The sequence below is a fragment of the Streptomyces sp. enrichment culture genome (assembly GCF_964273145.1).
In the GTDB taxonomy this organism is placed as follows: domain Bacteria; phylum Actinomycetota; class Actinomycetes; order Streptomycetales; family Streptomycetaceae; genus Streptomyces.
The window spans coordinates 40,112-52,846 of the sequence record NZ_OZ186875.1 but is presented as its reverse complement, the minus strand read 5'-3'; the positions used below and the strand labels follow the sequence as shown (position 1 = coordinate 52,846).

Annotated in this window: 10 protein-coding genes; 4 read left to right on the top strand and 6 right to left on the bottom strand. The window is 69.4% G+C overall.

Features of this window, described 5'->3' with window-relative positions:
- Positions 1-794: 794 nt before the first annotated feature.
- Both ACSU6Z_RS29465 and ACSU6Z_RS29460 read right to left on the bottom strand, forming a co-directional pair.
- Positions 795-1,598, bottom strand: coding sequence for a DUF6008 family protein (locus tag ACSU6Z_RS29465; RefSeq protein ID WP_437050669.1), 804 nt, complete (start codon positions 1,596-1,598; stop codon positions 795-797).
- A gap of 448 nt (positions 1,599-2,046) precedes the next feature.
- Positions 2,047-2,691: a PhzF family phenazine biosynthesis protein gene (locus ACSU6Z_RS29460; RefSeq protein ID WP_437050667.1), complete on the bottom strand. Its 645-nt coding sequence runs from the start codon at positions 2,689-2,691 to the stop codon at positions 2,047-2,049.
- Positions 2,692-2,785: 94 nt separating this feature from the next.
- Between ACSU6Z_RS29460 and ACSU6Z_RS29455 the strand changes: the two genes are divergently transcribed.
- Positions 2,786-3,106: a toxin Doc gene (locus ACSU6Z_RS29455; protein WP_437050665.1), complete on the top strand. Its 321-nt coding sequence runs from the start codon at positions 2,786-2,788 to the stop codon at positions 3,104-3,106.
- 95 nt (positions 3,107-3,201) lie between these two features.
- On the opposite strand, the gene ACSU6Z_RS29450 is transcribed toward ACSU6Z_RS29455, so the two are convergent.
- The 4 genes from ACSU6Z_RS29450 to ACSU6Z_RS29435 form a co-directional block, all read right to left on the bottom strand.
- Positions 3,202-4,305, bottom strand: coding sequence for a ParB/RepB/Spo0J family partition protein (locus ACSU6Z_RS29450; RefSeq protein ID WP_437050663.1), 1,104 nt, complete (start codon positions 4,303-4,305; stop codon positions 3,202-3,204).
- Entirely contained in the window at positions 4,302-5,465 is a 1,164-nt protein-coding gene (locus ACSU6Z_RS29445) for a ParA family protein (RefSeq protein ID WP_437050662.1), read from the bottom strand. Before ACSU6Z_RS29445 ends, ACSU6Z_RS29450 begins: the two co-directional genes overlap by 4 nt.
- 1,349 nt (positions 5,466-6,814) lie before the next feature.
- Positions 6,815-7,471, bottom strand: coding sequence for a hypothetical protein (locus ACSU6Z_RS29440; protein WP_437050660.1), 657 nt, complete (start codon positions 7,469-7,471; stop codon positions 6,815-6,817).
- Positions 7,472-8,347: 876 nt separating this feature from the next.
- Complete coding sequence (locus ACSU6Z_RS29435) at positions 8,348-8,731, bottom strand: Tn3 family transposase (protein WP_437050659.1); 384 nt, start codon at positions 8,729-8,731, stop codon at positions 8,348-8,350.
- Positions 8,732-9,601: 870 nt separating this feature from the next.
- On the opposite strand from ACSU6Z_RS29435, the gene ACSU6Z_RS29430 reads away from it, so the two are divergent.
- From ACSU6Z_RS29430 to ACSU6Z_RS29420, 3 genes are all read left to right on the top strand, one after another.
- The gene (locus ACSU6Z_RS29430; protein WP_437050657.1) at positions 9,602-10,285 is read left to right on the top strand and encodes a hypothetical protein; all 684 of its coding nucleotides are present in this window, start codon (positions 9,602-9,604) and stop codon (positions 10,283-10,285) included.
- Positions 10,286-10,333: 48 nt separating this feature from the next.
- Positions 10,334-10,759, top strand: a complete 426-nt coding sequence (locus ACSU6Z_RS29425) for a hypothetical protein (RefSeq protein ID WP_437050656.1) — start codon at positions 10,334-10,336, stop codon at positions 10,757-10,759.
- Positions 10,760-11,373: 614 nt separating this feature from the next.
- On the top strand, positions 11,374-12,726 hold the full coding sequence (locus ACSU6Z_RS29420; protein WP_437050654.1) for an MFS transporter: 1,353 nt from the start codon (positions 11,374-11,376) through the stop codon (positions 12,724-12,726).
- Positions 12,727-12,735 lie beyond the last annotated feature (9 nt).

Here is a 12,735-nt window from a genome sequence, read left to right as displayed (position 1 = left end):
ATACCGGTGGACAAGCGCGTCGAGCGCCGCCTCACCGCACCGCGCCCCACCCGGGGCGGTGGTCGCGCGCCGCGCGCGGACGGGGAACGGCCCCCCTCCCCCGGCAGGAAGCCCTACGGCGGGCCCCGGCTGACCTTCAGCGACAGACTCCACGCCGTGCTGGAACCCGTCCGCTTCCTGCTCGCCGAGGTGAACACTTACGTGCAGCGCAGGATCGGCCGGGAGATCGCCCGGCAGCTCGACGACGGCACCACCGTTCCCCGTCTGCGCGCCCGGCTCACCCAGCGTCTGGCGCAGACCTCGCCCGCCGACATACGGGACCCGGGCCGGTGGCTGCTGGGCGTCGCCCTGCCCCGTTGGGGCTGTGCCGATCCGGACTGCGAAACGGGCGTGCTCTGGTCGACCGGCGCGCGCTGCCCCGCCTGCCGCGAGGTGGCGGCACAGCGCGCGCGGGCCCGCGGGGAGGGAACACCGCCTCACCGCGGGGAAACGGCCACGGGTGCCGGCGGGCGGCACGGCCTCGGCGCTGCGGCCTGCGCGCCGGTCGCCGCCGTCCGCGGCCTCGCCTGCTGCCCGCGCTGCGAGCGCCCGCACCGGCCGGGCAACACCGGGCTCTGCCGCGCATGCCGCCCGCGTCCCGTGCCCGCCGCCGCGGCCGTCACCGGCTGCCGGGGCGACGGCGGCGCGTGCGGCCGTTCGGCCCCGCACGGTTTGTGCTGGCGGTGCCGCACGGCGGCGGAAGCGGGACGCCCGGGCACGCCGCCGGGGACGGCTCCGGCGTGGGGGGAGGCCGCTCAGGAGCGCCCGGCCGGGGTGGGTGCGCGCACCGCCTCCTCGGCGCGGGAGGCGGGAGCCGAAGCGGCCCAGGGCTCGGACTCGCCGGCTCCGGGCCGCGCGGGCACGGGGTCCTCGTACCCCGCCTTGACCACGCGCCGCTCCTTCCAGAGGTGGTAGAGCGCGATGGCGAGGATGGTCGTGCCGATCAGGTTGGCGACGAAGTGCCACCACACCCGGTACGTCACCAGCGCGGGCCCCGGGTCGATCGCGCCGAACCAGGTGGACAGTCCGATGGCGCGGTCGGCGCCCAGCGCGACGGACACGGTCAGCACCACATGCTCCAGGCCGTGGATCGTCTGCATCCACACGCCCATCTTGGCCCACTTGCGGGAGGTGAGGGCCGCGGTGACCCGCCGGGTGATCTGCACGATGCCGACGAGTCCGGCGAGGAAGATGAAGTTGCCGGTCAGGTGGAGGATCTCCATGCCGAGCGCGGGCTTGTCCGGGTCCACCTGACCCATGCCGCGTGCCAGGCCGTTCGCCCAGGGAGTCATCCAGGCCGGGGAGTAGGGGTGCGCCACCCAGTAGCCGGCCTGGGCGACGTGCTCCTGGAAGTGGCCGATCTGCCCGATCACGCCGAGCCCGATGACGGCGGCCGCGGTCCTGTACAGCCAGGGCCGGACCGGCCCGCGGTTGGCGTAGGCGAGCACGACGACGGCCAGCCACATCGCGGCCGTCCAGCCGATGAAGAAGACGGCGCCCATGGTGTCCAAGGACGAGACGGAGCTTTCCATGCCGTGCGCTTCGTGCACGTGATCCATGAGTTCTCCTGCGGTGTCCGACTGCGGCCAGCGATCCGTGCGGTGCTCAGCGTCACGCTAGGGATGCCGGTGTCCGGGCGACCACTTCACATGTGCGGACTTACGGAACCGGTCCGCGGCGCACCGGCGCCCTGTGCGGACGCCGGAACGGCACCACGCGGCCGGCGCGCCGCCCGCCGGTCCCCGGTCCCCCGGGCCGCCACACCCCTGCCGGCCGGAACGCCGCCGGCGTCCTCCACGCGCGACCAGGCTGCCGTGCCGCCCTCCGGCCGCTCGCCGAGACCGGGTGATCACGCCGTTGCCGCCCCCTCCTGGTCACCGGGCCCCGTCGGCTGCCCTGCCCGCCGTCCACCTCGACGAAGTGGTGCGGAGGCAGGCACGCGACGACGCAGGGCGGACCCTGCTGTTCGCGCCGGTCCGGAGGCGGCCGTCCCCGGGAGGGCGGCGGTCAGCGTTCCAGGTGGACCCTGCCGCCGACTTCCGTCCAGCCGCCCGGCTGCGGGGCCGTCAGGATCTGGGATCCGGTGCCCTGGGTGATGTTCAGGGCGCGGCCGAGGCGGCCGGTGAGGAGGAGGGCCGCGGCGCCCGTCGCCTCGTCCTCGTCGATGCCGTCGTCCCGGCCGGGGAAGGCGCGGGCGCGGACGCGGCCCGCCGCCTCGTCCAGCCAGGCCCAGGCGTAGACCCACTCGCCCTTCGGCGGGATCGGCAGGTCGTCGACCTCGGCGGCGGTGGCGTACTGGCGCAGGGTGCGCGGCGGCACCCACTCGGCGCGGGCCTCGATCCAGCAGAACTCCCCGTCCTGCCGGGCGCCCACCGCCCCGGCCGGGGTGACGAGTTCGGGGACGTCGAGCAGCCAGGCGGTGCCGACGCAGGGGTGGCCGGCGAAGGGCAGGCGCAGGGTGGGCGTGTAGATGTCGATGATCCCGCGCTCGGGGTCGTCGACGAACACGGTCTCGCTGAAACCGAGTTTCGCGGCGAACGCCTGCCGGTCCTCCCGCTCGGGCAGCACGGAGCCGTCGCGGACGACGCCGAGTCCGTTGCCGTATCCGCCCCGGGGGCCGCAGAAGACGCGCAGCACGTCGTAGTCAGGCACGGGGGCATTCAAGCACCGCGCGCGGCGGGGTGTCGGCGTGTGGACTTCGCGGCCGCCACCGGGGACGGGGGCGAGGGCCCGGCCGTGGGGGCCGATGGCGTCCGCGCGCACTGTGCCGGTGTGCCCGTCGAAGGCGGAGCGGGCGCGCGGCCGGTGGTCACGCCCCGCGGCCCCCGGCGCCACCGACGCACGGAGCAGGACCGCTGGACGCACCCTTCTCCGGTGGGATCGAGGAGCGCTCCCGGCCCGCAACGAGCTGTTCGGCTACGGCCCGGCCGTCGCCTACCTGGAGATGCGCGGGGAGCGGGTGGACACCGAGTTCGAGGTCTGGCGCGAGCTGATCACCGAGATCCGCGCCCTGGAGCTCGATTCGTGCGCCATCGCCGGACGGCTCCGGTCCCTGCGGCTTCCCTGACCGTGCCGACTCCGGCTGCCCCCTTCGCAGGAGCCGGCACGGCCCCCGCTCTCCCGTCCCGGAGGAGGGGGAGCGGGGGCCGCGGGACGGCTCTGCTATCGGGCTCCCAGCTCGGCCAGCAGGGTCTCGTACTCGTCCGGGTGCTGCTCCCGCAGGATGTCCATCCACACCCGGGCCCCCTGGACGAACGCCTCGGGCTTCATCTTCCGGTGAAGATGGTGCACGCAGTAGAAGGCGTCGTCGTAGGGGAGCCGCTTCGGCTGCTCGGACTGCGCCGCTTCTGCGTTCGCTGTCCTGGGTTCCGCCGCGTCGGTGCGCGGTTCCGGGATGGACTCGGAAGCTTGCTTCCGCGGGACGGCCGCACCGGGCCGGGGCGCAGGGGGCGGCGAAGCGACCGGGGCGGCAGGCGCCTCCGCGATTATCACGCCGTGATAATCGGCGGGGTCCGCCGGACGCCCGGCGGTCTCCTGCGGCCGGGCCTGCGCCTTCCTGCGAGCTGCCTCCGCCCGTTCGTCCGCCTTGGCCTTCTGCTCCTCGGGGGAGAGCCTGCCGAGGTTGCGGACGTGCTCCACCTTCCGCACCCCGGTCACGAGGTCCTTCTGGAGTTCGGGAGTGAGCTTCAGCAGGGACAGCTTGCTGGAGATGGTGTTCTGCGGGATGCCCAGCCGTTTGGCCGCCTTGGTCTGGGAGCCGTAGTAGTCGACCAGGGTCTTGAGGGCATGGGCCTCCTCCAGGTCCGTCATGTCGTCGCGGTGGTAGTTCGCGACGAACGCGGCCTCGAGGAGGGCCTCGTCGGTGGCGACCCGTCCGTTGTCGACGCGGACCGGGATGGTGGCCATCCCGACGCGGCGGGCGGCCTCGAGACGGCGGTGGCCGTCGACGACGATGTACTGCGCCCCGTCGTCGAGGTCGTCGGCGCGGTCCGGCCGGTTGCGCAGGTAGGCGTCGACCGTGGCGACGGCGATGGGGATGATGATGCCGACCTCGCGGACGGTCTGCACCGTCTCGTCGAGGTTGCGCAGGTGGTTGCGCGGGTTGTCGGGGTTGTCGCTGATGAGGGTGACCGGCAGCTCGGTGATGGCCGCTGTGGTCGACTCCTCGCCGGCGATGGTCTGGTCGATGAGGCTGCGCCGGGAGGAGCGGGCGCCGCGGACGGCGCCGAACGCGGGCGCCGATCCCAGGATGTCGGCCTTGCTCAACGGGTGGCTCCCCTCGCTACCTGTCGCATGGCCTCCGCCTGGTCGCTGTGGGGGGCGTAGGACAGCAGCGGCATCCGCTTGCGGACGGCTTCGCGCTGTTCCTTCAGGTCGCCGATGACGGCGAGGACCTTCGGATCTCCGAGCGACTTCCAGTTGTTCAGGGACGAGGTGGCGACGTAACCGCGGCGGGAGTCGTACAGGTTGACGACCAGGCCGAGGTAGTCGATCTCGAGGGAGAGGTCCTCGCAGAGGTCCTCGATCTGCTGGGCGAGCATGCCGTAGGCGGTGGCGGAGGAGTCCTCGGCGAGTACGGGGACGATGACCCCGGAGACACCGGTGGGCTCACCACGGCGTCGGCGCCCGTAGTAGAGAGCGGCGTCCATGGCGATGCCGAGGCTGGGCGGGCAGTCCACGATGATGACGTCGTAGTCGGCTTCCAGGGGGCGCAGGGCCAGTTCGAGCGCGGCTTCCTTCTGGAAGCCGCGCTTCTGCGTCGCCACGACGGCGATCTTCGCGTCGAGGAGGAAGCCGTCGAAGCAGGCGGGCAGCACGTGCAGGCGCTTGCCGAACCGCGGATCCTCTATCTCCACGACGAGGTCGCGCAGATCCCCCTTGCCCTCACCGCACATGTGGGAGACCAGGCTGTCGTGGTCGGGTTCGATCTGGGGGACGCCGAGCTGCTCGCTGAGGTGTCCCTGCGGGTCGAAGTCGACGACGAGGACGCGTTTGCCCGCCTCGGCGTAAGCCTGGCCGATGCCGGCGGAGACGGCGGTCTTGCCGACTCCGCCCTTCTGGTTGCCGACGATCTTCCGTTCGGGATCGGTGCCGCGGGCACCGTGCCGGGGGGAGGGGTTCGCGTCGAGCCAGTCGCGGATCGACTGGGCGAGGCCCTGGGTGTAGGAGACGCCGCGGTCGCTGCAGGTCTCCTTGAACTGCTCGTACAGGCCGGGCGGAAGCCAGGTGGAGAACGACCTGGCCCCGGCGGTGTCCACTTCCGTGCCGCTGCTGGTACTGCCGCGCCAGTCGTTGATGGCCGCCTCGACGGCGTCCTGGATGTCCAGACTGAGCTCAGCGGCGCGGATCTTGAGTGCTTGCTGGAGCGCCGAGGGCAGCTTGGACGCTACCTTTTCCCGGTCTCCATCAGGGTAAGGAGATGGCATGACGTCAGCATACTGACTTCGGAGAATGCAGTGGCGCCCATTTTGCGAGACCTGATGCTTTTTCACCCGACCGACACCCTGCCCTGGTTATCACGCCGTGATAGTCGCCGTCGGGACGACGTCGCAGGGCGGGGATTATCACGCCGTGATAGCTCCAGCCCTGCGCGGCTCGGCCATGAGAACCGGCTCCGGCGTGCCCATGGCGACGAGGGCGGCGGTCCCGCATCGCGACGGGCACCGGCGTTACGGTCCTCACCGCTGGTGCCGATGCTTCACGTTGTGATGGTGCCCCGTCTGCGTGGTGGACGGGAAAGCACGTCGGCCGACCGGGGCCGAGCCGCGATGACGACTCGTTTGCACCCCCAGCGGGCGCAGTGCCTCCCGGACGGACCTGACCGCGGACAGCCGGCGGTCGTGCAGCACGTGGGCATCGACCTCCCGGCAGGTCCGTTCCTCCAAGTAGGTCACCAGCCGTTCACCGAGCCGCCGGCTGGGGCTTCAAGGCGCGCGTCACAGGTTCGAACCTATGTCAGGGGCCCGGCGCCCGTCTCTGCCAATCCATTGGTGGTCCTGCCGACTCCCGTGAACATTCCGCCCCGATCCCGTGGGCTCCCCACGTCCCCGATCGGCGTCGAAGTGCTGTCCCGCTCTCGTGGACGAAGCCAACGTGGGGGGGCTGCGGTTTGTGGTGGGGCCGGTGCGTGTTCCTGCCACCGACGTGGGTGTCCCCAGTGGTGCTCGCTCATGGGGCGCCCGGCGTTCGGACGGTGACCTTTGCGACGTGCCCGCACCCGTTGCGCTCCTGCCCGACTTCTCCGGTGACTGCGTTTGCCCTCAATCGGACGGTGCCGGGCCATGGGGTTCCGGAGTGGTGAACGTCTGCTGCCGTTCCCCGGCACAGGACCACAAGGATCACAGGGTGACGCCGAGGTCCTGATTATCACGCCGTGATAAGTACTGACGCTGCTCCGTTCCCCAGCAAGCCGTGAGCAAGGCGGAGTCGCCTCCATGTCCGTCGAGGGCCGGATCGGAGAGGTCGTCCGGCATGGCCCGACTCCTCCTGCAGCAGGCATGCGGGACCGCCCATCCGGCTCGGAGGCCCCGGCATGTATGCCGACGTCGGAGCCCCTGGTGGTACCGGCACGACTTGGGCGGTACGCTGTCTCCCGAAACCTAGACACATTGCGGCCCCCGCCTCGGCGGGGGCCGCAATGGTTTGAGCGGTCACGTCACGGACGGGATGGCCTCCGCCGCGACCGGCCGCGGGACGTCGAAAGACTCAGTACCGTTGAAAGTGCCGTACGTCAGCTCCGGTGGCTCCGGGGTCGCAGACGCCGCTGTCCTCATCCTCACGCCTCCGGCTTCCTGATCGTGCGCTTGCGCTTGCGCGTCCTTGACGACGGTTCGGGCAGTTTCGCACCGGGAAGAGCCATGCCCCTGAACTCCTCCGGGACACCTGGGTCGTGCACGAGCTCGTTGAGAAGGCTCAGTTGCTCCACCTGGACCTTGACGCTCTTGACCGCCGACCCGCGAACGGGCTTCTGGACCAACCGGTAACCCCCGCGGAGGGTCACCGCGGGCTGGAGCTGGATCGACCCTTTCTTCGGCGAGTAGGCCAGCCCCAGTCTCTTCAACTTGGTCTGAGCCCGTGACACCTGGGCGGGATCCATGTCCAGTTCAGCAGCGATCTCGGCCTGCTTGAGCTCGACCGCCCCTCCGACTTCCTGGCTTCCCATCATGTGGAGCAGTACGCACAGGGTGACGCTGTCGTCCCTGAAGTACTTGGCAGCCCAGCGCAGAAACTCCAAGCTGTCCTGGGCGAAGTACTTGCCGATGAAGTCACCGGCGGTGACCGGAGGCTTGACCTCTGCCGTGTGACCGACCGGCAGCTCGACGAGGTTCTTCCTCGGACGGAGAGCTCCGGTGTACGGGCTGCTGGGGCTCGGCGCGCGGGGCGGTGACGAACCAGGGTCCCGGAGGGGATCCCTGTGAGGCTGTGCAGGCATGACGCTACGTGCTCCTCAAGATCGAAACCCAGACGCGGAGCACAGCAGTGATTGCGCACATAGATAGCAACAACGCGACCTATCTGCACGTTGGACGTGTCGAACATGACGTCGGAGTCATGTTGGCAAGGACTTCGGTACCGGTCGCGGGGTTGCGCACATAGGTCGCAATGAACACGGGCTACCTTGACCTGACACTCAACTTCCGCGCACTCAAAATGACTTGAGAGTCATCTTCCGCGACCTCATCAAGGCGTCTGACCTGCGAAGACGTGATCCTCCCTATTCTCTATAAGTGCGGGTCCGTCATCGGAGCCGACCTGGGGCCGATGTCGGAGGGCCACTGTCCCCGGCCCTCGGCAGGATTGGTCGAGGCCGGTGGCCCCAGGGGCCTTCGCCGGCCCCTGGACCCCGCTGCCCCCGGCACTCCTCGACACGCATCCGTATCGTCGTGGCGCACACCGTTCGCGTCGAGGAGCACCGGGGTTGTGGTTCCTGTGGACGGGCGGCCCTCCGCAACTGCTGTGCGAGCTTGCCAGGGTTCTCGAGTGCCGGTCGGAGAGGTTGGCGGACCATCGTGCCTTCCGTGGTGAAGGCGGGTGAAGGAATGGCTGGAGCGGCCTCTGGAGTCTGCTCGGAACCCGGCTACGGAGTCAGGCGAGTACCAGAAGGCGACGAGATGCCACCTCATCTGCACCCGGTGATGCGGGCACGTGGAGCTCGCCCATGGCGCGTACCGCCTCGAGCCGTCCTGCCGGTGGCACAAGGCGACCCGGACGAGGGACGTCACGGTCGCCTCAACTGCGGTGCTGGTGAGGGAGTTCGTCGGGCAGGCGCCTGCCGCCCAGCAGGTCGGCTCCGTCGTACCGGTCCCCCTCAGCCCGGCGTCGGACACGACGTTCCAGGCAGGACGGCGTCCGTTGCGCACGAGCGGTCACCACACCACAGCCGTCCGGGGCTCGCTCGCGTATCCACGGGGGGCGGATGTCCATGCACGCCCTCGATCATCGAGGCGACCTCGCAGACCGAGCAGGATTCGAGCTGGGGGTAGGTGCACACCGACTCTCGCTCGACGTGCCAGTAGGTCATCACGCAGGGGCCCCGGTAGCGCAGGTGCCGCACCCGGCGCAGCGCCACCTCGCTCTCGCCGTGCTTGCCGGTCACCGCGACCCGTTTGATGCCCATGTTGGTGCCGAGCCCGAACAGCACCAACAGCAGCCGGCGCCGCAGCACATCTTGTGGAGACGCGGGCGTTGCCATGGTGGGGGAGGCCCGACAGGGATCAGTGGGCGGATCCGGCGGTGCGGCGCCGGCAGCCGGGCGCAGGTCATGGTGTCGGCCACTCAGCTGGGACTTCTTGTCCGTGGTGAGGAGGAGGTTGTCGGGGGAGAAGCTCGCTTCGCGTGCGGCACCGTCATGTTGTGCGGGCAGTGGGTAGCACCAGCGGTGCCGAGTCTCGGGTGGTGGCTGCCGTGACGGTTCAAAAGAGAAGCGTGGCTGGGCTGAGTGGGTGGTACAGGTACCTCCGATCGCCGGTGGGCAAGTGCCTCGCCGCATGGGTTGCTGTTCGGTGGTACAGGTCAGTGAGGGGTCGGCAGTCGGCTGAGGCAGGACTGCGATGCACTGCTGATCGTCCGGAGACTCCCCTACCCATCCCTCAGCTGCTCCGAGGAGACCCGGGCGCGCCTCTTTGATAAGAGCAGCAGCGCGTTTCAGGGCTGTGACCTGCGGTTTTGTGATGATTATGGTGCCCTGTGGAGCACATTTACGTCTCCTGAATGTCGCTCTGGCCGACACATCCGGCAGAGAAAATCAAGCTCTGTTTGTCTTTCTCTCAAGCCCGCCAGGGCGGGCAACGCCGCAGGTCACACGGGTGGCATCCAATGCCGGAAGGTCATGACGGGGCGAGTCGAGTCTGCGGAAATGTGTCGCGATGACGACACGCGAAGTCAAGCTGTGCTTGATTTACGCCGCCGGAAGGCCTGAAAAATCAAACTCTGCTTGATTTTTCGAGTGCTGCGAAGCAGAGGGCCCCCTCCAAGGGCGACTCGGCGCACTACCGCAGCAAAACGCAAGCCTTGCTTGACTTTGAGCTAGTCTCTGGAGCGCCTGAGTATCGAAGGAGGTCCCGTGACAACCGACCCACCAGCACGCCGGCGGCCCCGAGCCGTCCCTGACGTCGCATCGGACAATGCGGGCTTCGACGACCTCCTGCAGGTCCTCGGAGAACAACTCGGCGAAGCCACCCAAAGCGCCGACCCCCGCACCCGCCGCAAGCTCAAAAACGTCACATTCGAGTACGAACCCGACCACACAGCCGTCCACGACATGGCAGGAGACGCCGGCTACAGCCTGGCTTCCAACTGGTTCACCCAGCTCCTGGCACAACTCGCCGTCGCCAACTCCATCACCAAATCCCAGCTGTGTGTCTTCCTCTACGTCGCCGGTGGACAACAGCGCGGATCAGGCATCGCCCGCTACACCCAGCAGGAGATCACCGACGGCCTCAACGAGCTCGCCGCGAAGAAAGGCGGCAAGCGCATCACCCGCTCCACGGTCAACCGGGCCATCAAAGCCCTGGTCGGCTACAAGTGGGTCGAACAGCTCGGCAACGGTGTGATCCAGCTGAACGTCCGTCTATGGTTCCACGGCAACAGCAACGCCCAGCACGCCGTCCTCGAGCAGCTCGCCGCCAAGCACAACCGCGACCCCGAGGCCTTCCCCCACGCCATCGGCCCCGACGTTCACCAAGAGGAACCAGACCTCGACTTCACCCACAACCCACACTATGGAACGGGAAGGCGTACAGGGTGATACACATCCGCCAACCGCTCCACCACCCGGCACGAGGAAGGGATACCGATGGCTGAGGTCATGTCACCGGTCGTGTCCGAACGCATCTGGGCCCTGCCGATCTCCGGGGCCTCGGTCAAGTTCCTGCAGTACCTGGTCTACCGCAGCGACTTCGGCGGCCACCTTCCCGTGCGCCAGAAGGACATGGCCAGCGAGTACCGCGTCACCCCGCAAGCCATCAGCAACCTCATCGCTCCCTTGTGCGAGCTCAACATCGTCCTACGGCCGCAAAACGAAGAGGGCAACCGCGGCAAGGGCAACTCCTACCGCCTGCACCCCCTGGCAGCGAAATACGCCAGCTCCCAGGAGATGGAAGCCGCCTTCAGGACCGCCATCGCCAGCATCAAAGCCGGCGAGCTGCCCAACCTGAGACTGCCCGCCTACGCGGCCGTCCCGCCCACAGCAGACGGCCGACCGAAACTGCAGGTCGCCTGACCCACGAACAAAACAGGGCCTCCACCGGAAACCGGTGGAGGCCCTGCGCCTGAGTAAGAGGTACGCCTGCACTATACCCAGCCACCGCGAACTTCAGCGCGCCGAAGCAGCCGGCAGCATCGAGCCGAGGGGACACCCGAACGCCACCGCGGTGCGAGCGGGCCGATGCCAGCTTCATGCCCGCCCAATTTTCACAGCGCAAGGTCGTGCGCGCTGATCAACATGATGGTCCGCGCTCAGGGGTCGCGCGGATAGGTGCTCCGCGACGGCGAGCTCCCCGCGCCCAGGAAGCGCTGGCGAACGGGCTTTCGAGTGTGGGCATGAGGCATCGGGCGAATGCCTGACTCGGGTGCCCCTCCCTGGTAGCGTTCACGGCATGTCTGCTGCTTCGTGCGCGGCCGCTTGCGCCGCAGTGACCAGGACGTCCCGCTAGCGGCGGGACGTTCGACTCACACCCTTCCTGGACGTCCAACCGCTTCGTGATCAGACCGGAGCGGCACGTTCGTGCTGCTCAGAGCTTCCTCTGAGCGACGGAGCACCTGATGTTCTCGGGCATCCTTTCTTCACACGGGCACAGCCCGTCCCCGGCACGCGCATGGCTGGTGCTGTGCGCGATGTCCATGCTGCAGTTCTTCATCGCGGTCGACGTGACCGTGGTCAACATCGCCCTGCCCTCGATCGGCGCCGGTTTCGACGTCGACGGGCACACCCTGACCTGGGTCGTGGTCGGGTACACGGTCACCGGTGGCGGGGTGCTGATGCTCGGTGGCCGGCTGAGCGACCTGCTCGGGCGGCGGCGCGTACTGCTGATCGGCACCGCCCTGTTCGGCACCGCGTCCCTGCTGGCAGGCCTGGCCCCCACGTTTGCCCTGCTGGTGGTCGCGCGCCTGCTGCAGGGCGCCGGTGAGGCCATCGCGCTGCCCGCCGCGATGGCCACCATCGTCCTGATGTTCCCCGAAGACCCGCGTCGATCGCGGGCCCTGAGCGTGTGGGCGGCGGTGGCGAGCTGCGGTCTCGTGCTCGGATTCGTCCTGTCCGGAATCATCACCGCCCACCTGGGGTGGCGCTGGATCTTCCTGGTCTCGGTGCCGTTCATCCTGGTCGTGCTGCTGGCAGCCGTCTTCCTGGTCGAGGGTGACCGGCCCGTGGCCCAGGACGCCCCGCCGCTGGACCTTCCCGGCGCGCTGCTGCTGACCGCCTGCCCGCTGCTGTTCACCTTCGGCGTGGTCGAGGCCGGTGAACCCGCAACGCCCGCATGGGTGGTCCCGGGGGCACTGGCCGGGGCGGTGGCCGCCGGGGCCGGGTTCGTGCGTGTCGAGGCACGCTCGCGCAACCCGCTGCTGCCGCTGCACTTCTTCGCCAACCGCACGCGTGTGGCGGCCAACCTGGCCACGATGCTGCTGAGCGGGGGGTTGTCGACCTCGTTCCTGCTGTTCACCTTCTATCTGCAGGACCGGTTGGGCATCGGCCCGCTGGGCGCGGGCCTGACGATGCTGCCTCTGGCGCTCTCGCTGATCGTGTTCTCCATGCTCGTGCCTCGTCTGCTGGGCCGCTGGGGAGCACGCGCCTGCGTGCTTGCCGGCATCGGGTTCACCGCGGCCGCGATGGCCGCGATCGCGCTCGTTTCGGTCCTGCAGGCAGGCGGGGCGGCGATGATCCCGGCCATGCTCCTGATCGCGGCCGGGATGGGGTTCGGCATCGTGGGGCTGCAGTACGTCGCAGTCAGCGGCGTCACCGAGGACGACGCTGGGGTCGCCTCGGGCGTCCAGCGCGCGGCTGACCAACTGGGCGGTGCGACCGGGGTAGCAGTCTGCGTCGGGATCGGGTTCGCTCCGACCCTGCACTCCTTCGACCCGTTCCTGGTCGCCACCCTGCTGGCCGCCGGGGGGCTCGTGACCGGTGCGGTCGTGGCCTGGCGCATGCCCGCGCCTGTTCCCGCAGCGGACCTGCAGGAACAGGCCGGGTGACCTTCACCC

Bases quoted from the DNA above. Each gene is read 5' to 3' on its own strand.
- ACSU6Z_RS29465 (WP_437050669.1), bottom strand. From the start codon at position 1,598: ATGGATCACGTGCACGAAGCGCACGGCATGGAAAGCTCCGTCTCGTCC.
- ACSU6Z_RS29455 (WP_437050665.1), top strand. From the start codon at position 2,786: ATGGCGTCCGCGCGCACTGTGCCGGTGTGCCCGTCGAAGGCGGAGCGG.
- ACSU6Z_RS29445 (WP_437050662.1), bottom strand. From the start codon at position 5,465: ATGCCATCTCCTTACCCTGATGGAGACCGGGAAAAGGTAGCGTCCAAG.
- ACSU6Z_RS29440 (WP_437050660.1), bottom strand. From the start codon at position 7,471: ATGCCTGCACAGCCTCACAGGGATCCCCTCCGGGACCCTGGTTCGTCA.
- ACSU6Z_RS29435 (WP_437050659.1), bottom strand. From the start codon at position 8,731: ATGGCAACGCCCGCGTCTCCACAAGATGTGCTGCGGCGCCGGCTGCTG.
- ACSU6Z_RS29425 (WP_437050656.1), top strand. From the start codon at position 10,334: ATGGCTGAGGTCATGTCACCGGTCGTGTCCGAACGCATCTGGGCCCTG.
- ACSU6Z_RS29420 (WP_437050654.1), top strand. From the start codon at position 11,374: ATGTCCATGCTGCAGTTCTTCATCGCGGTCGACGTGACCGTGGTCAAC.